Source organism: Aeromonas sp. MTB, from assembly GCF_056632455.1.
This window is the reverse complement of sequence record NZ_CP147026.1, coordinates 576,517-601,682: the sequence shown is the minus strand read 5'-3', so window position 1 is coordinate 601,682 and position 25,166 is coordinate 576,517. Positions and strand designations below refer to the sequence as shown.

Annotated in this window: 27 protein-coding genes; 17 read left to right on the top strand and 10 right to left on the bottom strand. The window is 60.2% G+C overall.

Annotated features, from left to right (window positions below; translation table 11 throughout):
- Nucleotides 1-29 precede the first annotated feature (29 nt).
- Nucleotides 30-962, bottom strand: a complete 933-nt coding sequence (znuA, locus tag WBR25_RS02850) for a zinc ABC transporter substrate-binding protein ZnuA (protein WP_304520507.1) — start codon at nucleotides 960-962, stop codon at nucleotides 30-32.
- 93 nt (nucleotides 963-1,055) lie between these two features.
- On the opposite strand from znuA, the gene znuC reads away from it, so the two are divergent.
- Nucleotides 1,056-1,832 carry a zinc ABC transporter ATP-binding protein ZnuC gene (gene znuC, locus WBR25_RS02845; RefSeq protein WP_005354861.1) on the top strand — a complete coding sequence of 259 codons (777 nt, stop codon included), beginning with the start codon at nucleotides 1,056-1,058 and terminating at the stop codon, nucleotides 1,830-1,832.
- Between the two features lie 21 nt (nucleotides 1,833-1,853).
- Nucleotides 1,854-2,633: a zinc ABC transporter permease subunit ZnuB gene (znuB, locus tag WBR25_RS02840; RefSeq protein WP_005354863.1), complete on the top strand. Its 780-nt coding sequence runs from the start codon at nucleotides 1,854-1,856 to the stop codon at nucleotides 2,631-2,633.
- Nucleotides 2,634-2,642: 9 nt separating this feature from the next.
- On the opposite strand, the gene WBR25_RS02835 is transcribed toward znuB, so the two are convergent.
- A complete protein-coding gene (locus WBR25_RS02835; RefSeq protein WP_479749378.1) occupies nucleotides 2,643-3,533 on the bottom strand; it encodes a LysR substrate-binding domain-containing protein in 891 nt (296 codons plus the stop codon).
- 91 nt (nucleotides 3,534-3,624) lie between these two features.
- On the opposite strand from WBR25_RS02835, the gene WBR25_RS02830 reads away from it, so the two are divergent.
- Nucleotides 3,625-4,482: a DMT family transporter gene (locus WBR25_RS02830; protein WP_219265035.1), complete on the top strand. Its 858-nt coding sequence runs from the start codon at nucleotides 3,625-3,627 to the stop codon at nucleotides 4,480-4,482.
- Between the two features lie 4 nt (nucleotides 4,483-4,486).
- Here WBR25_RS02830 and WBR25_RS02825 read toward each other — a convergent pair whose 3' ends face one another.
- Entirely contained in the window at nucleotides 4,487-5,074 is a 588-nt protein-coding gene (locus tag WBR25_RS02825) for a uracil-DNA glycosylase family protein (protein WP_479749377.1), read from the bottom strand.
- Between the two features lie 99 nt (nucleotides 5,075-5,173).
- On the opposite strand from WBR25_RS02825, the gene rarD reads away from it, so the two are divergent.
- The gene (rarD, locus tag WBR25_RS02820; protein ID WP_042052465.1) at nucleotides 5,174-6,064 is read left to right on the top strand and encodes an EamA family transporter RarD; all 891 of its coding nucleotides are present in this window, start codon (nucleotides 5,174-5,176) and stop codon (nucleotides 6,062-6,064) included.
- On the opposite strand, the gene WBR25_RS02815 is transcribed toward rarD, so the two are convergent.
- Nucleotides 6,046-6,780, bottom strand: a complete 735-nt coding sequence (locus WBR25_RS02815; RefSeq protein ID WP_216976005.1) for a substrate-binding periplasmic protein — start codon at nucleotides 6,778-6,780, stop codon at nucleotides 6,046-6,048. The genes rarD and WBR25_RS02815 overlap by 19 nt on opposite strands.
- A gap of 44 nt (nucleotides 6,781-6,824) precedes the next feature.
- Between WBR25_RS02815 and WBR25_RS02810 the strand changes: the two genes are divergently transcribed.
- Nucleotides 6,825-7,169 (top strand): GIY-YIG nuclease family protein, encoded by a 345-nt coding sequence (locus WBR25_RS02810; protein ID WP_479749376.1) that lies wholly within the window; start codon nucleotides 6,825-6,827, stop codon nucleotides 7,167-7,169.
- Between the two features lie 90 nt (nucleotides 7,170-7,259).
- Here WBR25_RS02810 and pspG read toward each other — a convergent pair whose 3' ends face one another.
- The 4 genes from pspG to WBR25_RS02790 all read right to left on the bottom strand — a co-directional run bounded on the left by pspG (nucleotide 7,260) and on the right by WBR25_RS02790 (nucleotide 9,337).
- Nucleotides 7,260-7,478 carry an envelope stress response protein PspG gene (gene pspG / locus WBR25_RS02805; RefSeq protein WP_005335871.1) on the bottom strand — a complete coding sequence of 73 codons (219 nt, stop codon included), beginning with the start codon at nucleotides 7,476-7,478 and terminating at the stop codon, nucleotides 7,260-7,262.
- Nucleotides 7,479-7,526: 48 nt separating this feature from the next.
- Nucleotides 7,527-7,733, bottom strand: a complete 207-nt coding sequence (locus WBR25_RS02800; protein WP_005335873.1) for a PspC domain-containing protein — start codon at nucleotides 7,731-7,733, stop codon at nucleotides 7,527-7,529.
- 2 nt (nucleotides 7,734-7,735) lie between these two features.
- Nucleotides 7,736-8,398 carry a phage shock protein PspA gene (gene pspA, locus WBR25_RS02795; protein ID WP_479749375.1) on the bottom strand — a complete coding sequence of 221 codons (663 nt, stop codon included), beginning with the start codon at nucleotides 8,396-8,398 and terminating at the stop codon, nucleotides 7,736-7,738.
- A gap of 210 nt (nucleotides 8,399-8,608) precedes the next feature.
- Nucleotides 8,609-9,337, bottom strand: coding sequence for a 1-acylglycerol-3-phosphate O-acyltransferase (locus tag WBR25_RS02790; protein WP_005335875.1), 729 nt, complete (start codon nucleotides 9,335-9,337; stop codon nucleotides 8,609-8,611).
- A 185-nt stretch (nucleotides 9,338-9,522) separates the two neighbouring features.
- On the opposite strand from WBR25_RS02790, the gene WBR25_RS02785 reads away from it, so the two are divergent.
- The 4 genes from WBR25_RS02785 to WBR25_RS02770 are packed head-to-tail and all read left to right on the top strand — an operon-like array spanning nucleotide 9,523 to nucleotide 13,268.
- Nucleotides 9,523-9,900 (top strand): hypothetical protein, encoded by a 378-nt coding sequence (locus tag WBR25_RS02785; protein ID WP_005354882.1) that lies wholly within the window; start codon nucleotides 9,523-9,525, stop codon nucleotides 9,898-9,900.
- A 53-nt stretch (nucleotides 9,901-9,953) separates the two neighbouring features.
- Entirely contained in the window at nucleotides 9,954-11,996 is a 2,043-nt protein-coding gene (locus WBR25_RS02780; RefSeq protein WP_479749374.1) for a protein-disulfide reductase DsbD family protein, read from the top strand.
- Between the two features lie 9 nt (nucleotides 11,997-12,005).
- Complete coding sequence (locus tag WBR25_RS02775; protein WP_005363069.1) at nucleotides 12,006-12,749, top strand: DsbA family protein; 744 nt, start codon at nucleotides 12,006-12,008, stop codon at nucleotides 12,747-12,749.
- 3 nt (nucleotides 12,750-12,752) lie between these two features.
- The gene (locus tag WBR25_RS02770) at nucleotides 12,753-13,268 is read left to right on the top strand and encodes a protein disulfide oxidoreductase (RefSeq protein ID WP_479749373.1); all 516 of its coding nucleotides are present in this window, start codon (nucleotides 12,753-12,755) and stop codon (nucleotides 13,266-13,268) included.
- Nucleotides 13,269-13,345: 77 nt separating this feature from the next.
- Here WBR25_RS02770 and WBR25_RS02765 read toward each other — a convergent pair whose 3' ends face one another.
- Nucleotides 13,346-14,170, bottom strand: coding sequence for a LysR family transcriptional regulator (locus WBR25_RS02765; protein ID WP_479749372.1), 825 nt, complete (start codon nucleotides 14,168-14,170; stop codon nucleotides 13,346-13,348).
- A gap of 130 nt (nucleotides 14,171-14,300) precedes the next feature.
- On the opposite strand from WBR25_RS02765, the gene WBR25_RS02760 reads away from it, so the two are divergent.
- The 8 genes from WBR25_RS02760 (at nucleotide 14,301) to WBR25_RS02725 (ending at nucleotide 22,726) form a co-directional block, all read left to right on the top strand.
- Nucleotides 14,301-15,179 carry an NAD(P)-dependent oxidoreductase gene (locus tag WBR25_RS02760; protein WP_479749371.1) on the top strand — a complete coding sequence of 293 codons (879 nt, stop codon included), beginning with the start codon at nucleotides 14,301-14,303 and terminating at the stop codon, nucleotides 15,177-15,179.
- Nucleotides 15,176-15,928 carry an SDR family NAD(P)-dependent oxidoreductase gene (locus WBR25_RS02755; RefSeq protein WP_479749370.1) on the top strand — a complete coding sequence of 251 codons (753 nt, stop codon included), beginning with the start codon at nucleotides 15,176-15,178 and terminating at the stop codon, nucleotides 15,926-15,928. The genes WBR25_RS02760 and WBR25_RS02755 overlap by 4 nt, the downstream gene beginning before the upstream one ends.
- Before the next feature lie 280 nt (nucleotides 15,929-16,208).
- On the top strand, nucleotides 16,209-16,493 hold the full coding sequence (gene atcJ, locus WBR25_RS02750; protein WP_005343121.1) for a cold adaptation protein ActJcold adaptation protein ActJ: 285 nt from the start codon (nucleotides 16,209-16,211) through the stop codon (nucleotides 16,491-16,493).
- 23 nt (nucleotides 16,494-16,516) lie between these two features.
- Nucleotides 16,517-17,059 carry a cold adaptation protein AtcA gene (atcA, locus tag WBR25_RS02745; protein ID WP_113739871.1) on the top strand — a complete coding sequence of 181 codons (543 nt, stop codon included), beginning with the start codon at nucleotides 16,517-16,519 and terminating at the stop codon, nucleotides 17,057-17,059.
- Nucleotides 17,060-17,071: 12 nt separating this feature from the next.
- On the top strand, nucleotides 17,072-17,839 hold the full coding sequence (gene atcB / locus WBR25_RS02740; RefSeq protein ID WP_005343119.1) for a cold adaptation protein AtcB: 768 nt from the start codon (nucleotides 17,072-17,074) through the stop codon (nucleotides 17,837-17,839).
- Between the two features lie 11 nt (nucleotides 17,840-17,850).
- The gene (atcC, locus tag WBR25_RS02735) at nucleotides 17,851-18,753 is read left to right on the top strand and encodes a cold adaptation protein AtcC (RefSeq protein WP_204382557.1); all 903 of its coding nucleotides are present in this window, start codon (nucleotides 17,851-17,853) and stop codon (nucleotides 18,751-18,753) included.
- A gap of 525 nt (nucleotides 18,754-19,278) precedes the next feature.
- Nucleotides 19,279-20,766 carry a peptide MFS transporter gene (locus WBR25_RS02730; protein WP_479749369.1) on the top strand — a complete coding sequence of 496 codons (1,488 nt, stop codon included), beginning with the start codon at nucleotides 19,279-19,281 and terminating at the stop codon, nucleotides 20,764-20,766.
- Nucleotides 20,767-21,337: 571 nt separating this feature from the next.
- Nucleotides 21,338-22,726 (top strand): hypothetical protein, encoded by a 1,389-nt coding sequence (locus tag WBR25_RS02725; protein ID WP_335815568.1) that lies wholly within the window; start codon nucleotides 21,338-21,340, stop codon nucleotides 22,724-22,726.
- 88 nt (nucleotides 22,727-22,814) lie between these two features.
- Here the strand turns inward: WBR25_RS02725 and parC are convergent, their stop codons facing one another.
- Nucleotides 22,815-25,109: a DNA topoisomerase IV subunit A gene (gene parC / locus WBR25_RS02720; RefSeq protein WP_479749368.1), complete on the bottom strand. Its 2,295-nt coding sequence runs from the start codon at nucleotides 25,107-25,109 to the stop codon at nucleotides 22,815-22,817.
- Nucleotides 25,110-25,166: the final 57 nt, after the last annotated feature.

The following is a 25,166-nucleotide window of genomic DNA, read 5'->3' as shown; positions in this document are numbered from 1 at the left end:
TCCCTCCGGATGAGAGGCTCAGCAGGCGATCAGCGACACTGTGCGAATGCGTCTGCCAGTTGCTGCATGAATTGGGGATAACCATCCGGGCCGAGCGGTACCTGCTCACCCACCTCGTCCAGCAGCAGCACCTTGGCACCGGTATTACGAGCAACCGACTCAATCACTGCGGGGGAGAATTGCGGCTCGGCATAGATGCAGCTCGCCTGCTTCTCTTCCAAAGCCTTGCGAATATCCACCAGCGTCTTGGCGCCTGGGCGACGCTCCGGACTCACGGTGAAGTGACCTTTTGAACTCATGCCGTAGTGGCGCTCCCAGTAGCCATACGCCTCGTGGAATACAAAGTACCCCTTCTCATTCACCGCCTTCATCTGGCCAGCAATCACCTTGTCTTTGGCATCCACTTTGGCATCAAATGCCGCGAGGTTGGCGTCATAACGAGCCTGATTGGCCGGATCCAGCTTGCCCAATTCACTTGCGATCGCCTTGGCAATCACTTTGGCCTGCATCGGTCCAAGCCAGATATGGGGATCGACCCCTTCGTGATGATGTCCCTCATGCCCTTCATCATGGTCACCGTGCTCGTGGACGGCATGATCGTGATCATCATGGTCATGGGAGTCATGACTATCCTGAGTCGCGTAGTTGAACAGCGGCATCCCATCAACCTGAGTCAGGGTCAGAGCATGAGGATGATTGGCCAGCGGCTTGGCCATGAAGCCTTCCAGCTCGGGGCCGACCCACACCACCAGACCGGCACTGTTGATGCTGCGAATATCGGACGGACGCAGGGAGAAATCGTGGGGAGAGGCACCGGTCGGCAGCAATACCTTGGGCTCGCTCACCCCGTCAGTGATCGCCGCGGCAATGAAGCCAAGGGGCTTGATGGTGGTCAGCACCTCAATGGCACGAACAGGCAAACTCACCGCCAGCAGGGCAGTGAAAAGCGCAATAATTCTCATTGGTGAATCTCGTCAGGGGGTGAGTATGTGATAATATAACAGCTGTTTTTTGTTATATTATAACTCTCACTGGCTGTAAACCCCGGAGTTGTCATGAGCCAACTGGTAGAGCTGAAAGAGGTCTCTCTCTCGTTTGATGGACGCTCTGTGCTCGACAAGGTCTCCTTTACCCTCAATAAAGGCAAAATCACCACGCTCGTCGGCCCCAACGGGGCTGGCAAGAGCACCCTGAGCAAGCTGGTGCTGGGCCTGCTCACGCCGGATTCAGGCAAGATCACCCGCAGCCGCGATCTGAGAGTCGGCTATGTACCGCAGCGCCTCTATCTGGATCCCACCTTGCCGCTGACGGTGCGTCGCTTCCTGCAACTGGGCAAAAATAGCCGCCTCTCCATCGAGGAAGCTCTGGCCCGGGTGGGCGCAGAGGGATTGCTGGAAAACCGGATGCAAAAACTCTCCGGCGGCGAGATGCAGCGGGTGCTGCTGGCTCGCGCCCTGCTGGTCAAACCCGAGCTGCTGGTACTGGACGAGCCGGTTCAAGGCGTGGACATCACTGGCCAGATCGAGCTCTACGCCCTCATCGGTCAGCTCGCCGCCGAGTTCAATTGCGCCGTGCTGATGGTATCCCACGACCTGCATCTGGTGATGGCCAGCACCCACGAGGTGATCTGCCTCAATCGCCATGTCTGCTGTCATGGCGAGCCGGAAAGCGTGGCGCGCCACCCCGAATTTGCCCGCCTGTTCGGGCGACCGGAGCAGGAGGTGCTGGCGGTCTATACCCACCATCACCACTGCGACGGCGAACACCACCATCATGAACCGCAGGCTCCCGTCATCCGCCTGCCCTCTCGCAACAACGCTCACAGCAAATAGCGCAAGCAACAGGACATTCAAGTGGACAGCTTTCTGTTATACGCCCTCGCGGCCGGTCTCGGCATCGCCCTGCTGGCCGGTCCCCTAGGTAGCTTCGTGGTATGGCGCAAGATGGCCTACTTTGGCGACACCCTCTCCCACGCCTGCCTGTTCGGCATCGCGCTGGGCATCCTGCTGCAGGTCGATCTCACCCTGGCGGTGGTGGTCTGCTGCCTCGCCATGGCGATGCTGCTGGTGATCATGAGTCGCAACCAGCAGGTGGCGACCGATACCCTGCTCGGCATTCTGGCCCACAGTGCCCTGTCCCTCGGTCTGGTTACCTTGAGTTTTATGGATAACGTGCGGGTGGATCTGATGGCCTACCTGTTTGGCGACCTGCTCTCGGTACAACCGATGGACCTGCTCTGGATCTACGGCGGTGGCGCGCTGGTGCTGCTCACCCTGTGGCGACTGTGGGATCCCCTGCTCTCCATGACCATCTCGGAAGAGCTGGCACGGGTAGAGGGGATCCGGGTCGATGTGCTGCGCTGCGTACTGATGCTGCTGATCGGGCTGGTGATTGCCGTTGCGATGAAGTTTGTCGGGGCGCTGATCATCACCTCCCTGCTGATCATCCCCGCCGCCACCGCCCGCCGCTTCAGCCAGACGCCGGAGCAGATGGCCGGCTTTGCCGCGCTGATTGGCTGTCTCGCCGTGCTGGGTGGATTGACCCTCTCCTGGTATCAAGATACTCCGGCAGGGCCTTCTGTCGTCGTCTGCGCCACCAGCCTGTTTGTGCTGAGCCAGTTCAAGAGAGCGTAACTGTGCAGGCTAGAGCGGCATGCTCTGGCGTGTCTCCATCATCAGCCACTGGCGCAACCGGCTGATGGCGGGCTCATGGGCCCGTGAGCGCTTGCAGGTAAAGTAGAAGGCATCCCCCGTCTCCAGCTGGTGTACCGGCAAGGCCACCAGTTGGGGATCATCGGGCCGCAGCATGTAGTCATTCACGAACGCCACCCCCTGATCCCAGGCTGCCGCCTCCATCGCCAGCAGCACATGGCTGAAATGGTGCATGCGCGCCTCGTCAGGGATCACCAAGCCACCCGCCTTGGCCCAGCGCTGCCAATCCTCCCCCCGCGCCTTGTAAATGGACTGCACCGAGAGCAGCGGCAGCTGCCAAATGACCTCGGGCCACTCCCCGCTAATCTGCTGCAACAGGCGGCGACTACAGACCGGAAAGAGCCGCTCCTGATAAATAAGATCGTGGCAGTAGCCCCGCCCGTGGGGTGACACAGTGATAAAGCAATCCGCTACCCGATCGGAGAGCTCGGGATCCTCCGCCACCATCTCCAGACTCAAATCCAGCTCGGGGTAGAGTTGGCGCAATCCGGCCAACCGCGGGATCAGCCACTTCACCGCAAACGAGCTGTAGACTGCGAGCCGGACTCGCATCTCGCCGCCCCCGCGCAACTGTTCGCTGCTTTGGGCAATCTGGCTGAGCCCGGCGGCAATCCCTTCGAAGTAACTCTCCCCCTGGGTTGTCAGCGAGAGCAGCCGACCCTGACGCAGCAGCAAGCGCTCACCCAGAAAATCCTCCAGCAGGCGGATCTGGTGGCTGACCGCACTCTGGCTGACGTTCAGTTCAAGGGCGGCGCGGGAGAAGCTGAGCAACCGGGCCACCACCTCGAAATATTGCACCGCACGCAGGGGAGGAAGCTTCATTATCTAAATATCTCATGAGTGGTCATTTTTTATCATTTTACTGGATATCAACCGGCACGCTACCCTCCGCTCATCTGAAGTGGGAGGTGGTATGAATGCAGTAGGGATCGGCATCCTTTATCTGGTGCTGGGCAATATGGTGGCGGTTTTTTCCGATGCGCTGGTCAAGGTGCTGGAGCCGGATCAGCCCATCTTCCAGTTTGTCTTTTTCCGCCAGCTCTCGGCCGCCATTCTGCTGATGCCCTGGCTGCTCTGGTCATGGCGCCGCAACCCGCCGGTGGCCATCAAGTGGCACCTGCTGCGGGCTCATATCTGGGCGGTCGGCGTCTGCCTGATGGTGGTGGCCCTCACCCGCTTGCCGCTCGCTACCGCCAATGCCCTCTTCTATGCCGCGCCGCTGATGATGGTGCCGCTGGCGGTGTGGATGGCGGGGGAAGCGATCTCGCGCCAGAAGGTGCTGACCGCGCTGATCGGCTTTATCGGGGTACTGATCGTGCTGCGCCCGACCGAAGTGAACTGGGCCGCACTGGCGGCGCTCGGGGTGGCGCTGTCGATGGCGCTCAACAATCTGCTGATCAAGCGGATCCCGCTCAAGCAGCCCATCGCCCAGACCCTGTTTTTCACCAACGTGCTGAGCATGCCCTTCATTCTGGCGCTGGCATTGTGGGAAGGGGGCAACTGGCAGTGGCAGATGTGGTGGCCCGCTTTTGGCTCCTCGGCGCTGATCATGGTCTATGCGGGATTGTGCGTGGTGGCCTATCGCAAGGCGGAGGCGAGCAAGATCGCCTCGGCGGAGTACACCGGTCTGCTGATGGCGGTGGCCATCGGGGTGTGGCTGTTTGACGAGCAGCCGGGCCTGCCGCTGCTGCTGGGCTGTATCTGCATCGTCCTGCCGCTCATCGCCATGGCCCGCAGCAAACCAAAACCGCTGGCCGAGCCGGCGGTTTAAGCACTCAGGGTCTCCCCAGAAGCGGGGCGACCCTTTGCTGCAGATGGGGGACGATCTCCTGCTCGAACCAGGGATTCTTCCTGAGCCAGAGAGTATTGCGCGGGGAGGGATGCGGCAACGGCAGCCAGCCGGGGCCATAGTCGGCCCAGCTGCGCACCGTGTCGGTGAGCGAGCCCCTGGCTGCCCCCCGCAGATAGTAGGCTTGTGAATATTGGCCGATCAGCAGGGTCAGTTCGATGTTGGGTAACAGCATCAGTACCTTGTCATGCCAGGTGGGCGCGCACTCGGGTCTGGGCGGCAGATCGCCCGACTTGCCCTTGCCGGGATAGCAGAGACCCATCGGCATGATGGCGATGCGGGATTCGTCGTAAAAGGTGGTTTTATCGACCCCGAGCCACTGGCGCAGCCGGTCACCGGAGGGGTCATCCCACGGGATACCGCTGGCATGCACCCGGGTGCCGGGCGCCTGACCGATGATCAGCAGGCGGGCACTCTCAGCCCCGCGGATCACCGGACGAGGCCCCAGCGGCAGATGAGCCTCGCACAGACGGCAGGCCCTGATTTGCTCAAACAACTTATCGATTCGCTGCATGACGTTGATAGTACCAGCATTTCCCTGTTTTCCCTCTTGTGGAAACAAGGCGCGCCTCCTACTATCGCCATGGATGTTTAATTTAATAAACGGATAATAATGAAAAACTGGCTAGGTACCGGCACCGCGACCCTCTCCTTCATCCTGTGGGGGATGCTGCCGCTCTATTATCAATTCATGCCCGAGGTCAACATGTGGGAGCTGATCTCCCACCGGGTGCTCTGGTCTGTGGTGCTGCTGGGTGCCCTGTTTTTGCTGCTTGGCCACAAGGTGCCCTGGGCACAACTGCGCAGCGAGCCGCGCCAGCTCGGCCTCATTCTGCTGGCGGGCCCCGTCATGTCCATCAGCTGGTGCATGTTCACCTGGTGCCTCACTACCGGGCAAGTGCTGACCACCAGCCTCGCCTTCTTTATGACCCCGCTGTTCAATATCGTATTCGCCGTCATCTTCCTCAAAGAGCGACTCACCCCGCAAAAGCATCTGGCGGTCGCGCTGGCGCTGGCGGGGCTCGCCTACATGCTCTTCTGCTACGGCCAACTCCCCTGGTTCTCCCTCATCATGGGGGCCAACTTCGCCTGCTACGGCCTTATCAAGAAGAAGATCCACTACGACACCGGCACCAGCCTCTATCTGGAAGCCATGGTGCAACTGCCCGTCGCGCTGATCATCATCGGCACGCTGGCATGGCACGGGGAAGGGGCATTCGTGAACGGAGATCTGGCTGACAAGCTGCTGCTGATGGGCAGTGCGCCCGCAACTCTGCTGCCGGTGGGGCTGTTCTGCTATGCGGTGGCGAGAACCCGGATGAGCACTGTGGGGCTGCTGCAATATATCGAGCCCAGCCTCGCTTTCCTGCTCGCCATCTACTGGTTTGGTGAGGCGCCGGACCCCATCAAGGCGGTCGGTTTCGCCTTTGTCTGGGCAGGTCTGCTGGTGAGCCTGTTGCCGCTGCACCGGCTCAAGCGCCGCCCTCAGGGCGTGCCGCGATAGGACTCCAGCACCTTGTGCCAGCGGGGATCCCTGTCCATCTGCTCGGCGATGTCGTTAAGGGTGGCATGCAGCTCGGGGCGGGATTTGGGCAGCAGGATATGGCGGGTATAGCTGGATTGGGGGAAGGGCGAGATAAACAGCTTGCCCTGATAGTGCTGTGAGTCGATGAAAAAGCCCAGCGATGAACCACTTACCAGCGTCACATCGATGCGGCCGCGCACCAGCAGCTCAAGATTGGTCTTCACCTTCTTGGCATCCTGACGTACCAGCTCGCCGCGGCTGGCCGCATCATCGATCCCCTGATAGCGGTAGCCCTCCACCCCGCCAAACACCAACCCCTTGAGGGAGTCGGGTCCGCGATAGGTGACTGGGTTATCGATGTTCGAGACCAGCTCGTTGGTGTCGCGCATCACCGGGAAAGTCCAGAGATAGCGCTCGCGATGGGGATCCCCCACCCAGGCGGGATTGACCCAGACCACCAGACCGTCAAAGTCTGGATCCGCCATCTCCAGCGCCAGCCGGGCGCGATTGACCAACCAAAGCTCGATTCTGGGTTCACCACCCAGCTTTTCATTGAGATACTTGACCAGCTCGCGGCTCAGCCCTGCATCCACTCCGGTGTTGAAGGGGGGATGCTGATGGTAATCGTAGAGACGGATCGTCTCCCCCAGAGCCGGGACCGACAACAGTAACCACAACCAAAACCAGACTCTCATCGCACCTCCTTGAGCTGCCTCTGAGTTTGGCACAGAGAATTTGAATGAGAGAACCCGCGACCACCACTCCAGCGCCGCAACCATCCCCCCCTTCCCGCTGGTCTGTCTACATGGTGCGTACTGCCACCGGCCTGCTCTATACCGGGATCAGCACGGATCCGCTGCGCCGTCTGGGCCAGCACCAGAGTGGCAAGGGCGCTCGCGCCCTGCGCGGCAAGGGGCCACTGACGCTGGCGTGGCAACAGGAAGTCGGCGAGAAGGGGGCGGCTCTGCGCATCGAATATCGCCTCAAGCAGCAGCCGAAATCCTTCAAGGAGCAGCTGATCCACAGCCCGGCACTCTGGCAGAGCTGGAGCCCCCAGTGGTTACCCGCAGCCACCCAGCCTTGAGGACGACAGGCAAAAAAAGGCCACTCGATGAGTGGCCGGAAAGGGGAAATCAGGGAGCATCACACAACGTCTTGCACAACCTCAGGCGGGTTAGAGGTAGGTATTGGAACGCTTGCTGCGGTTACTGATCAGCCAGCAAACCGCCAGCACCAGCAGCAACCAGGGGGCCAGCTTGATGATCAGAGCAAGCATGCCGCCCAGTGCCCCAAGCAGCACGAACAGGCCGCTCACCAGCAACATGGCTACCAGGGTAAAACCGGTCAGTGCCATGACCAGCAGCACTACCAGCAATATGAAAAATTCCAGCATAACTTGCTCCTTATCAGTACCTTCTCTGCCGGCTGATCACCCCTTCGGTCAATCCAGCCAGCGCTTCAATTCATAACGGGGCGGCATCACCAGCACCGCCAGCAGATAGGCGGCCAGAGCCAGCGGCGGCATCAGGATCAGGGCGAGCAGTGCCACCACCCGCACCGTGACTCTGGAGACCCCCAACCGCCTGGCAATACCGGCGCAGACCCCGGTCAGCTTGCGATGTACCAGATCCTTGGGCCAGGGGCTCATGTTTACACCTCCGCCTTCTGGCCTTTGAGGCGAGCCAGCTCGCGCTCGATCTCGTCATTGAGCTCCAGCTCGCGGAACTGGGCCTCCAGCGAGGGATTCTGCCCCAAGGTGGCCGCCTCCAGCTGGGCTTCCAGCTGATCGACCCGGCCCTGAAAACCATCAAAGCGCGCCATCAGCTCATGCATGCGCTGGTTGTCCACCTGGGCGCGAGCACGAATGCGGCTGTGGGCCGTCTGCTCGCGCAGGGTCAGCAGTTTCTGCTTCTCGCGCGCCTCGGTCAGCTTGGCCGCCAGCCGCTCGCTGTCGGCGGTGAGCTGGGCCAGCACCTCGGCCACCTGGGCCTTGTCCTGCTCCAGCTGTTCACATTTTTTGACCTCCGCCAGCTTCTCGGTGAGGGCGGCGCGGGCCAGATCCTCACGTCCCTTCTGGATGGCGAGCTCGGCCTTGGCCGACCACTCCAGGATCTGCGCCTGCAACGCCTGCTGGTGACGCTCCAGCTGCTTCTGTTCGGCAATCACGCGGGCGGCCTGGGTACGCATTTCGACCTGCACCTGCTCCATCTCTTCGATCATCAGGCGCAGCATCTTCTCCGGCTCTTCACTCTTGTCGAGCAGGCTGTGCAGGTTGGCATTTATCACGTCGGTCAGGCGGCTGAATACGCTCATGGTCTGGCTCCTTGTTGATGGGATGGCTATCTCTTCCCATAGCATTACAAGAGCCGTGCCAAGAAAAATTATTTTTGTTTTACATATAGATGGGAATTTACCGAGGAAATTCAAGAAGGATTTATTGGTGAAAATAGCCAACCAGGTGGTGATTTTCACCAACAAAAAAGGGAGCCTCAAGCTCCCTTGTCGATTCGTCTGCGCTATCCGTCAGGCGGCGTGGCTGTGGCCCAGCTTGCTGTCCAGTTCGGTCAGCTTGGCCTCCATCCGGGCACGGCAGGTGTCGGAGAGATCGCGAATGCCGCTGGCACCGTGCTCCTTGCTGCAGACCGGCGCCATCACTTCCACCAGCACCTCGCCGTTGTCCCAGCGATTGAGGTCGACCTGACCAAAGTAGCTGGAGCAGACGATGGGCACCACGGGCACTTCAGCCTGTACCGCAGTGTGGAAAGCGCCCGCCTTGAACGGCAGCAGGCCACGCCCCTGGGAGCGGGTCCCTTCCGGGAACATCCAGATGGAGGTGCCGCGGTTCTTGATGCGATCCACCACCTGACCTATGGTGCCGATGGCACGGGAGCGGTTGGAGCGGTCGATCAGCACGTTGCCGGAGAGCCAGAAGATAAGGCCGAACAGCGGCAGCCAGAGCAGGCTCTTTTTGCCTACCGCCACCACGCCGGGCTGCACCGCACCGGTCACGGTGAAGATGTCGAAGTTGCTCTGGTGGTTGCAGACGTAGACCGCCGGGCCGACCGATTTGACCTCGTCGGCCACCGTCACCTTGACTCGCAGCCCGATCAGCGGGCAGACCGCGTGATACATGCGGGCGAAGACATAGACGTTGTTGGGATGGCGCGGACGAACCAGACAGAGCAGCAGGCCGAACAGGAACCAGAAAATGAGCAGCAGACCAAGCAGCAGCACACGGGCAATTTTGAGCATCGAACACCTCGAGTTTTAACTCGGCGCAGTATACTGATCCCCCTTTTAGCGAACAAGCGTTCGCCAAACAGAACCGACCACCCTCCCCGTCGCGCCACCCACAGTACTGCTCATCAATACGCCGCCGACTTGCCCCACCCGCCATTGGTCGTTAGGATGGCCCCATCTTGATGGACGGGGCGAACATGATGTTGCAACAACGGGTAGCGAAACATCTCCTGCTGCTGGTCTGCCTGCTGGTGCTAAATTGTGCGGCCCAGCCGCTGGCCCGGCTTGCCCTGCTCGATCACGCCCTCAGCTGTCAGGCACTGCCCGTTCCAGGCTCGGCAACGGATCAAGAGGATGCCAAACCGGCCAGCCCGCAACCCACCAGCTGCCAGCTCAACGGCAAGTGGTTAAGTGCCGCCACCCTGCTCTGCGTCGAACAGCTCTTCTTTGCCGTGGCGGTGCTGATCGCCCTGCTGGCCCCCCTTTGGCGCTACACACCGCCACTGCCCCCTCCCAGAGTCATCTCGCCGCCCGAGCGGCGTCTGCACCTCACCCTCTGCGTCTGGCGGGAATGAGTTCGGCAGCGTTCTTTCGTTAGCTGTCACTCAATTTTTGCGAGACCAAAAAGATGTCGAATCTCTTCAAGGCGGCCCTGCTACTGGGCGGTCTGCTGTGGCAATCCATGGGATTGGCCAGCGACACGGGCTGGCTCACCAGCCCACAGAATGATCACGCCCGGGTACGGCTGCAGGCCGACCGCAGCACGGCAGATCAGACCCGCATCCTGCTCGATGTCGAGCTGGAGTCAGGCTGGAAAACCTACTGGCACAGTCCGGGAGAAGGGGGCATTGCCCCCCAGATCCTGTGGGACGAGCCGGTCGGAGACTTTCAGTGGCGCTGGCCGGTGCCACGCCACTTCGAGGTAGCTGGGCTCAGCACCCAGGGTTATCAGGGGGACGTGACCTTCCCCCTCAGCCTCAACTACCCAACTGGGCAACCGCTCAAGGGAACTCTACGCCTCTCCACCTGCAGCAATGTCTGCATCCTGACCGACTTTCCCTTCACCCTCGCGGTGGATGGCGCAGCCCCGGCCGACTTCGATTTTGCCTGGGCGAAGGCGATGAGTACCCTGCCCCAGCAATTGCCTGCCGAAACCCGGGTCGAGCTCGGTTATCAGCACAACCAGCTGCAACTGCGCGCCGAGCGGGCAGAAGGCTGGCAATCACCAGCGCTCTTTATCGACGCTCTGGAGGGTGCCGAATTTGGCAAACCGGCGCTTGAGGTCGAAGGCAACACCCTGATCGCCCGGGTGCCGGTGAGCGATGGCTGGCAGGGAGATGCGCCGGATCTGCGTGGCCAATCCCTCGGCCTGCTGCTCACCAGCGGCGAACAGGCGTGGCAGGGCAAGGGGACGATCGGCGCGCCACTCGCACTGCCCAACCAGAGCCATTCGCTGTTCTGGTTGCTGGGAGCAGCGCTGCTCGGCGGCCTGATCCTCAACCTGATGCCCTGCGTGCTGCCGGTGCTGGCGCTCAAGCTGGGAACAGTGTTGCAACATCAGAAGCGTGAACAGGGAGCGGTGCGCAAGCAGTTCCTCGCCGCCAGCGCCGGGATCATCGCCTCCTTCTGGGTGCTGGCGGCCATGAGCAGCCTGCTACGCGCCACGCAAGGGGCCGTTGGCTGGGGCATCCAGTTCCAGAGCGCCGGTTTTATCGGCTTGATGGTGCTGGTCACCATGCTGTTTTGCGCCAACCTGTTGGGGCTGTTCGAGATCCGCCTGCCCAGCGCCCTCAGCACCCGCCTCGCCACCAGCGGCGGCAACGGCCTCGGCGGTCACTTCCTGCAGGGGAGCTTCGCCACTCTGCTGGCGACCCCCTGCTCGGCACCGTTCCTCGGCACGGCAGTGGCCTTTGCGCTGGCGGCGCCACTTGGCCAGCTCTGGCTCATCTTCACAGCGTTGGGGATTGGCATGAGCTTGCCCTGGCTGCTGGTGGCGGCCCTGCCACGGCTCGCCCTCTGGCTGCCGAAACCGGGGCGCTGGATGAACCATCTGCGCATCCTGCTCGGCTTGATGATGCTGGGCTCCAGCCTCTGGCTCACCAGCCTGCTCGACAACCATCTCGGCAGCTATGCCACCGGCTGGCTGATGGTTGCCATGCTGCTGGCACTGCTGATTGGCATCATCTGGCGTTACGGCATGCGCGGCTTCACACTGGCGATCGCCCTAGCAGCCCTGATTGGCAGCCCCCTGCTGCTGAGCGGTGCCTTTAGCGCGCAGGGCTCGGCCAGCGTTGACAAGGTGGTCTGGCAGCCGCTCTCCGAACGCGCCATCACAGATGCGCTGGCCCAGAACAAGCGGGTCTTTATCGATGTCACCGCCGACTGGTGCGTCACCTGCAAGGCCAACAAATACAACGTGTTGCTGCGCGATGAGGTGCAACAGGCCCTCTCGGCCCCCGATGTGGTGGCCCTGCGCGGCGACTGGAGCAAACCGAACGACACCATCGCCGCCTTCCTGCGTAAGCGGGGCGCGGCGGCCGTCCCCTTCAACCAGATTTACGGCCCGGAGTTGCCGCAGGGGGTCACGCTGTCACCCCTGCTCGACAAGGACGATCTGCTGACCACATTGCACAAGGCTGGCCTGCTTCAGGCTGGCACCACCCGATTTTAAGGAGCAACCATGAAACCGACTCTGAGCGCCCTGACCCTGCTGGCCTCCCTTTCCGCAACCCTGCTGGCTCCGGCCCTGCACGCCGCCCCCTTCACCCCGGAGCAGGAGGCACGTATCAAGGAGCTGATCCGCGAGACCCTGATCGCCAACCCCAAGATCCTCGACGAGGCCGCCGAATCCTGGGAGAAGCAGAATGCGGCAGCCCAGGAGGCGCAGCTTGGCAACTTCATCAAGGGCAACAAGGATGTGCTGTTCAACAGCGCCACCAGCCCGCGCCTCGGCGCCAAGAACCCCAAGCTGACGCTGGTGCTGTTCACCGACTACAACTGCCCCTACTGCAAGCAGTTCGATCCCCAGCTGACCAAGCTGCTCAAGGCCTATCCGGACGATCTGGGGCTGGTGATCAAGTTGCTGCCGTTCAAGGGGCAGACCTCCGCCAAGGCGGCCCAATACAGCCTGACCCTGTGGCAGCAAGATCCCGCCCGCTTCCTCACCCTGCACGACAAGCTGATGAGCAAGCAGGGGATGTTGACCGAGGCGGACATCAACAAGGCGCTGGCCGCCACTGGCAACACCGCGCTCAAACCGGCCGCCAAGGCGACCGAGGAGCTGCGCAACAGCCTGCGCATCGGCACCATTCTGGGGGTACAGGGCACACCGGCGACCCTGATTGGCAACCAGCTGGTGCCGGGCGCCATCCCCTATGAGGAGCTGGAGCAACTGGTGCAGGCCGAACTGGCCAAGCAGGGGTAAGGGATGACCACCAATCCTCAACCCCGCTGGCGCCGCTGGGGCAAGGAGGCTCTCTGGCTGCTGCTGATGGCGCTGATCATCTCGACCCTGCTGGATCTGTGGCGCAGCCCGACCCTGCCAGAGGGGGCGATGAGCGCCCCCGTCACCCTGCAGGATGGCAGCAGCACGGATCTCGCCACCCTGAGCCGCGGCAAGCCGCTGCTGGTCTACTACTGGGCCAGCTGGTGCGGGGTGTGCCGTTTCACCACCCCGGCGGTGCAGCAGCTCTGGCAAGGGGGGGAAAACGTGCTGACGGTGGCGCTGCGCTCCGGCAATTCGGAGCAGTTAGCCAAGGGGATGAGCAAGAAGGGGCTCACCTTCCCGACCCACAACGACGAGTCGGGAGCGCTAGCTGCCAAGTGGCAGGTGGGGGTCACCCCGACTTTCCTCGTTATCAAGGATGGGACGCTTGTGAGCAGCACCACCGGCTGGAGCTCGAAGTGGGGCCTGCAGCTGCGGCTCTGGTGGGCGTCGCTCTAGCCACGCCAGCATCGTTGCCTACAACAGGGCCATCCCACCGGATGGCCCTTTTTTATGCCGACATTTTTATCCCGACATCAGGCGGGGAGCTGCATCCCGCGCACCTGAGCCAGCAGGGCGGTCACCGCCGCCGAGCGCAACGCATCGGGGACGTAGCAGAGCCCCACCCGCCGCTTGAAGGAAGAGGCCGCCAGCTCGGCGACCGTACAACCGGGCGGACAGAGGGAACGAGGCAACCAGGCAATCCCCGCCCCGGCGGCCACCATAGTCGCAGCCAGTCGCAGCGACCCCGCCCGCCGTGGATAGAGGGGCGCCTGATTACCGAGGATGGCGATCAGCCGTAGGTGGGAGTCGTGGCGCGGGCAGGTGACCCAGGGTTCATCCGCCAACGCTGCCGGGGTGAACGCCCCCTTGCCCGCCAGCGGGTGATCCGGCGGCAGCACCAGCACAAACTCCTCCTCCAGCAGGGGGATAAAGAGCTCGTCACCGCAACGCAGGGATTCACACCCCAGCCGCACATCGCCACAGCAACCCTCCTCCAGAGTCAGCAGGATCTCCTCGTGGGCGAGTACCCCGTTGACCAGCGTCCCCACCACGCCATCGCCAAGGTCTGCCTCAATCCCCACCGTCAGCTCGAGGCAGGGGGAGGTTTCACGAAACTCGCGGGCGAGGGAGTCGGTGTCGGCGATCAGCCGCTTGGCGCGGGGATAGAGCCGGTGCGCCGCTTCGGTCCCCTCCACCCCGCGCGCCTGCCGCACAAACAGGGTCACCCCCAGCTCATCCTCCAGCGTTTTGATGGTGGTGGAGAGGGTGGGCTGGGTAATGAAGAGGCGGGTAGCGGCCGCCGTGATGTTGCGCTCCTCGAAGACAGCCACAAACGCACGCAGGGTTCGCACATCCATAGAATTCACCTATACCAGACAGTCATAAAAGCCATTTTTCACGGCAACACGGGGCAAATATAGTGGTTCACCTGCCACAAGGCATCCCAATTTTCTATATCAGCGTCTATCAACACAGCCAGGAGCCATCATGCGCCATCTCTCTGTCATCGGCCTCGGGGCCATGGGCTCCGCCCTCGCCACCACCTTGCTCAAGGCGAGCCATCCGGTCACCGTCTGGAATCGCAGCGCCGCCAAGGCGGCCCCGCTGCAAGCGCTGGGCGCGACTCTCGCCCCCTCGGTTGGCGCGGCTATTGCCGCAAGCGATATGACCCTTGTCTGCGTCGATAACTACGCCGTCAGCCAGCAGTTGCTGGATGAGGCGAGCGATGCGGTGGCGGGCAAGCTGCTGGTGCAGCTCTCTACCGGCAGCCCGCAGGGGGCCAGAGCGCTGGAGAGCTGGAGCCATGCCCGCGGCGCCCGTTATCTCGATGGCGCCATCCTCTGCTTCCCGGATCAGATCGGCACCAGCGATGCCAGCATCATCTGCTCGGGGGCCAGCGCCGCCTTTAGCGAGGCCGAGCCAGTGCTGCGCCTGCTCGCCCCCACCCTCGACCATGTGGCCGAGGCGGTGGGCGCCGCTGCGGCGCAAGATTGTGCCGTCGCTGCCTACTTTGCCGGTGGTCTGCTTGGTGCTCTGCACGGCGCGCTCATTTGCGAGGCGGAGGGGTTGCCGGTAGCCAAGGTGTGCGCCCAATTCAGCGAGCTGTCGCCGATTTTGGGGGGCGATGTGGCCCACCTTGGCAAGACGCTGGCGAGCGGCAATTTCGATCACCCCTACGCCAGCCTGAAAACCTGGAGCGCTGCCATCAGCCGCCTCGCTGGTCATGCCACCGATGCCGGGATAGACAGCCGCTTCCCGCGCTTTGCCGCCGATCTGTTTGAGGAAGGGGTGGCGCAAGGGTTTGGTCAGCAGGAGGTGTCGGCCCTCATCAAGGTGCTGCGGGCACGCAATGGAGCGGCACAATGAACGAGCTGACCAACCAACCCCAAATTGCGCTGGTCACCGGCGCCGCTGGCGGGATTGGCCGCCAGCTCTGTATCGGGCTGGCCGAGGCGGGTTATCGGGTGATCGCCACCGATCTGGCCCCTCACGCTTTCGACCATCCCGAGATCCACTTTCATCCGCTCGATTTGCGGGACGAGCAGGCCATCGTGGGGCTCTTTGCCGAGGTGCGCGCACAGCATGGCGGCATCCATCTGCTGATCAACTACGGCGCCATCAGCAAGTTCCACACCCGCTTCGAGGAGCTGAGCGCAGCCCAGTTCGATCTGGTGATGACGGTCAATGTGCGCGGCGCCATGCTCTGCGCCCGCGCCTTTGTGCAGGCCAACCGCGATCTGCCCTATGGCCGCATCATCAATATCGCCTCCACCCGCTGGCAGCAGAACGAACCGGGTTGGGATGCCTACGGCGCCTCCAAGGGGGCGCTGGTCGCTCTCACCCAGTCCCTCGCCAACTCGCTGGCCGACTACCCCATCACGGTCAATGCCATCAGCCCGGGCTGGATCCAGGCGGAGGATTACCACACCCTGACCGAGGCGGATCACCGCCAGCACCCGAGCGGCCGGGTCGGGCGCCCCGACGACATCACCCGCGCCTGCCTCTTTCTGGCGGATCCCCATAACGATTTCATCAACGGTGCCAATCTGGTGGTCGATGGCGGGATGAGCAAGAAGATGATCTACCACACCTCCGCCTCCTTCTGGGAGGAGTAACCCCTGCGGCGGCAGCCTCGCCCCGGACTGCCGCCCGCTCCTTTTCTGCCCGTTTTTTCATCGCTTTTGCCCCGCCGCCCTTGCACTGCCCTGACCGACTGGCAACAATAGGCACTCAACTGACCCCTCTTCATTTCGCCCGTTAATTGATCGCCCAACTCATCGCGTTGGCGGGCTGTTTCCGTTAAAATGACGGGTTTTTGCCGTGCCTGGTTTGCCAATCCCCACCATCAGGCACTCGCAGCGTGAATCCTATGATGCCAGTGATGCAGGATCTGCCATGAACAACTACTTTCGGGTGCTGGGCGTCAAGTCCAACGCCAGCGAAAACGACATCAAGAAAGCCTATCGTCGGCTGTCGAACCAGTACCACCCCGACAAGCTGCACGGGGCCAGTGAAGAAGAGAAAGAGCAGGCAGCCATCAAGCTGCACCAGGTAAAGCAGGCCTATGAAGTGCTGTCCGATCCGAAACAGCGAGCCGCCTTTATCAAGGATTTCAACAACGTCATCGTGACCGACCCCGCCTCCGCCATGCAGGAGATGTGGGATCAGTTCTACCCCTGAAACAGCAGGCAGAAAGAGCAACTATGCAAAAGAGATGGGACCAGGCGCGGCTCAAGTCGCTGCAAAGCGATGCCAGCGAAAACATCGAATCCTACCGGGATCAGGACGACCCCAAGGGGCTGGAACAGTTCACCGACCAGATGAAGAGCCTGCTGCTGGCCGATATGAGCATGCTGGAGTTTATGCCCGAGTATCTGCCGCTGGCCCTCTATGGCCGGGTGCAGTTCCCGGCCAAGGCCAAGTCGCAGTGGAACAAGTGGCTCGCCAGCGGCGAGCAGCCGGGCTGGGACGAGTTCAAGGTGAGCGTCGGCTTCAACAATGCCGCCCTGCCGCTGGTCAAGGCGGTGCGGGCCCAGAGCGAAGATCAGCTGATGGAAGCCTGCGCCGTGCTGTTCCTGCTCGATAACCCGCTGCCGCGCGGCAGCCACCGCGGTGATGACGACTATGAGCTGCGCGACGAAGAAGATGAAGACGGGGAAGATGCCGACGCCGACTACCATGGCGGCAGTGACCGCTATGGTGATGACGACGGCGATCAGGATATGTACGACGAAGTCCGTTTCTAATTGGGGCAAGGCATGAGCAACAGTCTGATAGAAATTACCGCCATCGAGATCAAAGAGCTGGCCGTTATCGAGCCGAAGCAGGCCAGCGAGAAGTTCGAGCTGATCGCCAAGACCATGTCTGACGACCAGCTGGCAGAAGTGATTGAAAACATTGATATCGTTACCCTGACCCAGATTAACGGCCAGCACGATATCTCCTTCCCCTCCATCATCTCCGAGCTGATGACCCCGGAGCGGATCCGCGACATCGTCTGCCAGCAGCCGCTCTATTGGGAAGAGGCGATCAAGAACAACGCCGACGAGCTGCAACAGCACACCTTCGACTTCCTCAACTACCTGATCCGCACCCAGGATAGCGAAGCCAAGCAGCGCGAGATCCTCGAGTGCGTGGCCGAAGATCCGGCCGGTCTCTTCTACCTCGCCATCCCCTTTATCGAGTTCTATCGCGGCGATCGCTATGAAGAGGACGAAGGCTATCGCGACGTGCTGCACGCCGAAGAGGAAGATCTTGAAGAGTCCCTGCGCTACAGCGAGCGCCAGCAGAGCGAGGATGTCCACGACTACGCGCTGGATGACCCGAGAAGCCTCTTGATGCTTATTCGCGAGCTGGCCCCCGAGGTGGAGAAAGCCATCAAGGCGCTGCTGCGCAACGAGCACTCCAGCTGGGATGGCATCATCAACAAGTTTGCCGCCGAACTGGTGATGCAGGCCAAAGAGAAGAACAAGGTCGAGGAAGACGAGTACGGCGACGTCGACGACATGTTCAGCTTTCTGGATTAAGGAGCCCATTCATGCAGTTAGTCATTCGCGATGCCAACCAGGGCCCCTTTCTGACTCAGGTGCTGCGCTTTGGCCGCGACAACGAACTCTTGAGTCAGCAGCAGCTGGCCGCCATTAAGGGCAAGGCGGTGCTGATGAGCCTCAAATTCGCCGACAAGTACTACAACAAGTACAAGATGCACCTGCTGGAGCAGGCCGCCCACGACGTCATCGGCGTGGTGAGCCTCGGCCTGCAGGAGCTCTCGGCGCGGGATCCGGCCAAGGCGCTGGCGCTGCTGCAGGCGCCGGAAGGCCCCATCAAGCCGTTCCAGAAGGGCTGGTCGATGCTTATCACCGTCAGCCCCAAGCAGGCTGGCAACAGCCTCTACGGTGACGTGGATGCGCGGCTCTTGGACAAGATCTCGAGCCCGCCCGATGTGGAGGAGTGGCAAGGGTGGCAGGAGTACGAGAAGGCGCTGACCGAGCACAACAAGAGCCGCCTGATGGAACTCATCGACCAGCACTTCTTCGCCTGCGAGAGCGATCACCCCACCATGGAGGACAAGCTGGCCGAAGCGCTGCTCTACCGCATCCTCTGCGGCAAGGGCAGTGGCGCCGCCCCGCTCAAGGTGAAGCAGGATCTCAAGCGCAAACTGGCGCGGGAGATTGAGCTCGACGAGGGCTGGTATGACACCGACTATCTCGCCGCCCAGCTCGCCCTGATGCTGAGCGCGCTGCCAGCCGACATGGCCGCCGCCCTGCGGCAGGAGTTGAGCCCGGGCTTTGTGCCCAACCTGCTGCACACCCTCGGCTTTGTGCGCCAGTACCAGCTGCTGCAAAAAGAGAACGCCTCGCCGGAGAAGCTCGACAACATCGAGATGCGCGCCGGTCTCAAGCACCCGCTGCTCGGCTGGCCGCTCTACCACGACTTCTAAGGCCGCTTTCGCCGCCCATCAGTCGCACCACAACGCCCGGCCTGCCGGGCGTTGTTCTATCCTCCCCTCACCCTCTCCCAAGCAGATAGGTAACACGCGAAATTCACCCCGGGGCTGTCCCTTCTCTTACCGATATTTATTCACTCAATGCCCGAAGATGAATAAACAACCTGCGATACAACGGCTTGGCGCCAGCTGCGTTTCGGGACAACAAAGTGGGACTCGGATCCCGCTACAGCGCCAGAATCAGCACCAAATAGCCGACTGGATCACATCAACCGTGCCGCAATCGCATGGTAAGCCGAGCTAAAACCGCGACCCAATAACGCATAAAAAGGCGGAATAGATCAATAAAAAGCAATTAATCGCGCCGGATTAAATTTCAGGTATGGCTATTTGCACCGCTTGGCCGCTAAATGACAGACCGGCCTTCAGACCAGCATGGAAGCGCACAAGGCTAGCCGGCAGCAGACCGGTACGCTCTCAGGACGAGTTATGACTTTCTTCTCTCACAGGAGACAGACCGTGAGCGCTTCGAATCAACACCCCACCATTCCCCCCGGCTCCGGGGCGCTGTTCTTTATCCAGACCTTCTCGACCCTGGGGTTTGCCGTGCTTTACTCCACCCTGGTGCTCTACGCCACCAAGCGACTCGGCTTCAGCGAATCCCAGGCCAACGCCATGATGGGGGTCTTCGGGGCCTTCAACTATGGCCTGCACCTGTTTGGCGGTTATCTCGGCGGGCGCTACCTCAGCAACCGCAACCTGTTCGTGATGGGGATGGTGCTGCAGGTGATCGGCTGCTACTTCATCGCCGAGATGGGGATCACCGGCCTCTACTGGGGGCTCGCCATGTTCCTTACCGGCAGCGGCCTCAACGTCACCTGCCTCAACATGATGCTGACCCAGCGCTTCGCCCCGGATGATCACCGCCGCGAGAGCGCCTTCCTGTGGAACTACGCCGGGATGAATCTGGGCTTCTTTATCGGCTTCACGGTGGCGGGCTACTTCCAGCTCACCGAGGATTACCGCACCCTGTTCCTGTTTGCGACGCTGGGCAACATCATCGCCATTATTGCCACCTTCGCCTGCTGGCCGATTCTGGCGGATATCAGCACCCCGCTGCGCCATCTCAAAGGGAGCGGCTTCTACCGCCGCATGCTGGCCGGTATCGCCATTCTGGCCATGCTGGTGCCGGCGCTGCGCCTGCTGCTGACCCACGCCAGCTTCAGCGGCAGCTTTGTGCTGATCCTGGGGGCCGTGGTGCTGGTGCTGCTCTGCGTGATGACCGCCCGCCACCCGGACGCCGCCGAGCGTAGCCGCATGGTGGCCTACCTGATCCTCGCCCTCGGCTCCCTCATCTTCTGGTCGCTCTACCAGCTGGCGCCCATGGGACTGATGCTCTTCTCCGAACACAACATCAACCTCAACGTGTTCGGGCTGCGGGTCGCCCCCCAGTGGATCCAGAACATCAACACTGTCGTCATCGTGATCGGCGGCCCCTTGATGGCGCTGCTGTTCAAGCGGCTGCGGGATCTGGGCTGGAATATCGATATCCCCTCCCAGTTTGCCGCCTCCCTGTTTTGCATGGGGCTCGGCATGCTGGTGTTGCCGCTCGGCATCCATCTGGCAGGGGCAGACGGGCTGGTCGCCTTCAAGTGGATCGCCATCAGCTATGTGCTGCAGAGTTTTGGCGAGCTGCTCATCTCCCCCATCGGTTACGCCATGATCGGCAAGCTGGCCCCCGCCAGCCTGCAAGGCTTGATGATGGGCTGCTGGATGATGGTGACCGGCATCGCCTCGGTGCTGGCGGGCTATGTCTCCGGCGCCATGCCGCAAAATATAGGCAGCACCCCGGTCGCCACCAACCCGGGTTACAGCTCGGTATTCAATATGCTCGGCTGGGGTTCGCTGGCAGGCGGCGTGGTGTTGCTGTTGCTGGTGCCGCGCCTGCGCCAGCTGATCGCCTCCAAGATCACCCCGCCACCGGCGGCGACAGCCATTCCTGTCTGATCGGGCTCGGGCCAGCCATTTCAGTGGCCCCTGCCAGAGCGAACGGTTGAATCAGCAACGCGGCTGATAATGCAAAGGGCCCCGCCATCATGGATGGCGGGGCCCTTCTCTTTTGGCGAAATGAATGGCTCTTTTTCTGACGGGCTACCTGGCGCTCGCTTTGGCGTTTGCCCTATTGTCAGCTTCCCTCACCCTAGCCCTCTCCCAAGGGGAGAGGGTATCAGCACCTGCCAACCTGAAGCCATAGCTGTCACGCTTAGCTATCACGCCATACCACGGTCACTATCAATGGCTGCGATCTCTGCTCCCTTCTCCCACTCTTTGCCACAGATAAGGGTCGGGGATGAGGGGGAACAAACCATCACAACAGAAGCCACCGACAAGCCGCAGAGCGTTAATCAAGCAGGAACGAGTAGGGTCGATTAGTGAAGCGTAATCGTCCGCACCGTAATCCCGGTGGCGATGGACATAGAGAAGAGATCAGCTGGAGCACCGGCAGAATTGAGGTACCCTGTTGTCGCGATTGTCTGATGATGCTTCGCTAATCAAACCTACGGCCCTAAGGATAAAAATGACTAAAAAAATAGAATACCTATCTCATGCAAAACGTTTTCTACAGTTTCTTATTGATGATATGGGGGAGAATGATTGGCTCAAACGCAGAGAATCCCTTAGACATAAGATCGAACTCTGTGAATCACAAATATCTCCTAGCAATGGGCCATTAGAATTTCAAATGTTTCCAACACCAGACAATGACATTATATGGTATATGTTCCTTGTGGACATTCAAGGAAAGGACTTATGTAGTGATCATAGCTTTGAAGCTCATAGAATATTACCTTTTTTTGCGTCAATAGGAGAGCGGATTGATGAGATCTCAGAAGTAAACGGCGTACCTCATATAATTAAAAAACTAACATCTGAAAACTCAAACAACACTGATGAAATACTGTTTGAATTGCTAGTTGCTACTCTCTATTTAAGAAATGGATATAATATAGAATTTATAAAGGAAACTCCTCCTATAAAGCGACCAGACATTAAAGTTTTAACTGACGATGGGCAAAACTTTTACGTTGAATGTAAAAGAGTATCAAGAAAAGGAGAATATTCGAGTATTGAGGAGTCAACGTGGGATTCGATTTGGAAAGAATTGAGTAAGGCTATGTTATCAACCAATAAGAACTATTGGGTCGATATCACCTTTAAAAGAGAGCTGAGCGCGGTTTCTCCCAATAAAGTAATCGGTGCATTTAAAAGACTACACATTTCAGGATGTGGCCCTGCTGGAATGAAATTCTACTCTAGCAGTTTTGATATGGTTTTACATAGAGTAAATCAAGTCAAGCTGACTTCACATTTCTCCCAAAATCTAGTAAAACCACTAACACCACAAATACATGATTTAATTTTTGGTAATGTTGACGCCAATGAAAAAAGATCCACAGCCTGTCTCGCTAAAAAAATTGAACGGTATGGTAACCAAAACTCTGTATTAAATATTTTCATTGATGATTTAAAGCTGTGTGCTGGAGCCCAATGGCGATGCACTGACACACAATCGACATTTAAAAGAGCTAAACATTTTAAATCCATCGCAGGGCGGGCAGCCCAACAAATACCTCAAGAAGGGCTCGGGATTATCCATATTTTATACGAAACAAATGAAGGACCTGACATAGAGATTAAAAGAAGGGAAAAACATATGTCGGCATTCAATGAGTTTTCATCTAAAAATACTATAGGGATATTTCTGCATGGAGTTCATTTTTATCCAATGACCGATCACTTTGAGTGGGCTGAAACAATCAGCGAGCACTCTATTACAGAAAATTTACAAAGTGTTATTTTTGAAAAACCATTGCTATTAGATTTTGATATGCAAGGAGAAGCAGGAATTACAGGGGAAACACACTGGGAACAAGACATTAATATTAAGAGTAGAGTCTTTTTTTAAAAAACTAATAACTCAGTATTTTGTACTGGATATCAAAATATGCTTTTTATATTAAAAGGGAGCGCAGTAATACGCTCCCATTTAATTATTACCCTTCCTGATTTTCCCCGGCTACCGGTTCGGTTCCGGCGGCGGGTTCAATCTCGATGCGATCCACCCGCTGCAAACCGCGGGGCAGCTTGGCGCCGCGGCGGCCGCGCTCGCCACGGTAGTAGTCGAGGTCTGAGGGCTTGAGGGTCAGCTTGCGCTTGCCGGCAAACAGGGTGACATATTGCCCCTGCGGGATAATGGCGGCCATCACCATAAACTCTTCCCGCGCCTTGACCCGCGCCGACGGGATGCTGATCAGCTTGTTGCCCTTGCCCTTGCCGAGTACAGGCAGGGTGTTGAGCGGGAACAGCAGCATTCGCCCCTCGTTGGAGATGGCCATGCAGAGATCGGTCTCCGGCGAGCCAATCTTCTGAGGCGCCATCACCTGACCGCCTTCCGGCACGGTGAGCAGCGCCTTGCCGTTCTTGTTCTTGCCGATAAGGTCGTCATAGGTGCAGACAAAGCCGTAACCGGCATCCGAACAGATGAGGTAGGGCTCACCCTCGTTGCCCATCACCAGATGGCGCACCTCTTCCCCTGCCCCCAGCGCAAAGCGGCCGGTGAGCGGCTCGCCCTGACTGCGCGCAGATGGCAAGGTGTGGGATTCGAGGGCGTAGGTTCTCCCCAGCGTGGAGAGGAACACCGCCTGCTGGTTGCTACGGCCACAGGCGTGGGCCAGATAGCTGTCCCCCGCCTTGTAGGAAAGCCCCGCCACATCGACGTCGTGGCCCTTGGCGGCGCGCACCCACCCCTTGTCGGAGAGGATGACGGTAACCGGTTCGCTGGGAATAAGCTCTTTCTCGGTCAGCGCCACCGCGGTGGCACGCTCCACCAGCGGGGTGCGGCGATCGTCGCCGTATTTCTCGGCATCGGCCAGCAGCTCTTTCTTGAGCAGGGTGTTGAGGCGGCGCTCGGAGCCCAGAATAAGCTCCAGCTTGTCACGCTCTTGCGCCAGTTCATCCTGTTCGGCGCGCAGCTTGAACTCTTCCAGCTTGGCCAGATGGCGCAGTTTCAGCTCGAGGATCGCTTCGGCCTGGGTTTCGCTGATATTAAAGCGCTCCACCATCACCTTGCCCGGCTCATCCTCGGTGCGGATGATCTCGATCACCTCGTCGATGTTGAGGTAGGCCACCAGCAAGCCTTCGAGGATGTGCAGGCGAGCCAGCACCTTGTCGAGGCGGAATTGCAGACGGCGACGCACGGTCTCGCGGCGAAAGATGATCCACTCGGAGAGGATCATCTTGAGGGTCTTCACCTGCGGCCGGTTGTCGAGGCCGAGGATGTTGAGGTTGACCCGGTAGTTCTTCTCCAGATCCGTGGTGGCGAACAGGTGGGCCATCAGCCCCTCTACATCCACCCGGTTGGAGCGGGGGATGATCACCAGACGGGTCGGGTTCTCGTGGTCAGATTCATCGCGCAGGTCGGTGACCATGGGCAGCTTTTTCGCCACCATCTGGGCGGCGATCTGCTCCATGATCTTGGCGCCGGAGGCCTGATGGGGCAGCGCGGTGATGACGATGTCACCATCCTCCTCGCTCCAGAGCGCCCGCTGCTTGATGGAGCCCTTGCCGGTCTCGTAGATTTTGCGGATGTCATCGCGCGGAGTGATGATCTCGGCGTTGGTCGGGTAGTCCGGCCCCTGAATGTGCGCCATCAAGGCATCGAGCCCCGCATTGGGGTTGTCGAGCAGCTCGGCACAGGCGTAGGCCACTTCCCGCGCGTTGTGGGGCGGAATGTCGGTCGCCATCCCCACTGCGATACCGGTCACCCCGTTGAGCAGGATGTGCGGTAGGCGGGCAGGCAGCACCACCGGCTCTTTCATGGTGCCGTCGAAGTTCGGCGTCCACTCCACCGTGCCCTGACCCAGCTCGGAGAGCAGCAGCTCGGAGAAGCGCGACAGCCGCGCTTCGGTATAACGCATCGCAGCGAAGGACTTGGGATCGTCCGGCGCACCCCAGTTGCCCTGACCATCCACCAGCGGGTAGCGGTAGGAGAAGGGCTGGGCCATCAGCACCATGGCTTCATAACAGGCGATGTCGCCGTGGGGGTGGTACTTACCCAGCACGTCACCCACGGTACGGGCTGACTTCTTGTGCTTGGAGAGCGCCGACAGCCCCAACTCGCTCATGGCGTAGATGATGCGCCGCTGCACCGGTTTGAGGCCATCGCCGATATGCGGCAAGGCCCGATCCATGATGACGTACATGGAGTAGTTCAAGTAAGCCTGTTCGGTAAAGGTGCGCATTGGCTGGCGCTCTACCCCGTCCAGACTGAGCTCGATAGCATCACTCATATGTTTTTCTCTTGCTATGGCGCGCCCCTGGAGGGCACGCCTGAAATGCGGGTCGGC

Bases quoted from the DNA above. Each gene is read 5' to 3' on its own strand.
- WBR25_RS02825 (WP_479749377.1), bottom strand. From the start codon at position 5,074: ATGCAGCGAATCGATAAGTTGTTTGAGCAAATCAGGGCCTGCCGTCTG.
- WBR25_RS02760 (WP_479749371.1), top strand. From the start codon at position 14,301: ATGCGCCATCTCTCTGTCATCGGCCTCGGGGCCATGGGCTCCGCCCTC.
- WBR25_RS02810 (WP_479749376.1), top strand. From the start codon at position 6,825: ATGAGAGAACCCGCGACCACCACTCCAGCGCCGCAACCATCCCCCCCT.
- WBR25_RS02725 (WP_335815568.1), top strand. From the start codon at position 21,338: ATGACTAAAAAAATAGAATACCTATCTCATGCAAAACGTTTTCTACAG.
- WBR25_RS02755 (WP_479749370.1), top strand. From the start codon at position 15,176: ATGAACGAGCTGACCAACCAACCCCAAATTGCGCTGGTCACCGGCGCC.
- znuC (WP_005354861.1), top strand. From the start codon at position 1,056: ATGAGCCAACTGGTAGAGCTGAAAGAGGTCTCTCTCTCGTTTGATGGA.
- WBR25_RS02835 (WP_479749378.1), bottom strand. From the start codon at position 3,533: ATGAAGCTTCCTCCCCTGCGTGCGGTGCAATATTTCGAGGTGGTGGCC.
- WBR25_RS02770 (WP_479749373.1), top strand. From the start codon at position 12,753: ATGACCACCAATCCTCAACCCCGCTGGCGCCGCTGGGGCAAGGAGGCT.
- atcC (WP_204382557.1), top strand. From the start codon at position 17,851: ATGCAGTTAGTCATTCGCGATGCCAACCAGGGCCCCTTTCTGACTCAG.
- znuA (WP_304520507.1), bottom strand. From the start codon at position 962: ATGAGAATTATTGCGCTTTTCACTGCCCTGCTGGCGGTGAGTTTGCCT.
- WBR25_RS02765 (WP_479749372.1), bottom strand. From the start codon at position 14,170: ATGGATGTGCGAACCCTGCGTGCGTTTGTGGCTGTCTTCGAGGAGCGC.
- WBR25_RS02800 (WP_005335873.1), bottom strand. From the start codon at position 7,733: ATGAGCCCCTGGCCCAAGGATCTGGTACATCGCAAGCTGACCGGGGTC.
- atcB (WP_005343119.1), top strand. From the start codon at position 17,072: ATGAGCAACAGTCTGATAGAAATTACCGCCATCGAGATCAAAGAGCTG.
- WBR25_RS02785 (WP_005354882.1), top strand. From the start codon at position 9,523: ATGATGTTGCAACAACGGGTAGCGAAACATCTCCTGCTGCTGGTCTGC.
- WBR25_RS02790 (WP_005335875.1), bottom strand. From the start codon at position 9,337: ATGCTCAAAATTGCCCGTGTGCTGCTGCTTGGTCTGCTGCTCATTTTC.
- WBR25_RS02815 (WP_216976005.1), bottom strand. From the start codon at position 6,780: ATGAGAGTCTGGTTTTGGTTGTGGTTACTGTTGTCGGTCCCGGCTCTG.
- WBR25_RS02775 (WP_005363069.1), top strand. From the start codon at position 12,006: ATGAAACCGACTCTGAGCGCCCTGACCCTGCTGGCCTCCCTTTCCGCA.
- rarD (WP_042052465.1), top strand. From the start codon at position 5,174: ATGAAAAACTGGCTAGGTACCGGCACCGCGACCCTCTCCTTCATCCTG.
- WBR25_RS02780 (WP_479749374.1), top strand. From the start codon at position 9,954: ATGTCGAATCTCTTCAAGGCGGCCCTGCTACTGGGCGGTCTGCTGTGG.
- parC (WP_479749368.1), bottom strand. From the start codon at position 25,109: ATGAGTGATGCTATCGAGCTCAGTCTGGACGGGGTAGAGCGCCAGCCA.
- WBR25_RS02830 (WP_219265035.1), top strand. From the start codon at position 3,625: ATGAATGCAGTAGGGATCGGCATCCTTTATCTGGTGCTGGGCAATATG.
- atcJ (WP_005343121.1), top strand. From the start codon at position 16,209: ATGAACAACTACTTTCGGGTGCTGGGCGTCAAGTCCAACGCCAGCGAA.
- pspG (WP_005335871.1), bottom strand. From the start codon at position 7,478: ATGCTGGAATTTTTCATATTGCTGGTAGTGCTGCTGGTCATGGCACTG.
- pspA (WP_479749375.1), bottom strand. From the start codon at position 8,398: ATGAGCGTATTCAGCCGCCTGACCGACGTGATAAATGCCAACCTGCAC.
- atcA (WP_113739871.1), top strand. From the start codon at position 16,517: ATGCAAAAGAGATGGGACCAGGCGCGGCTCAAGTCGCTGCAAAGCGAT.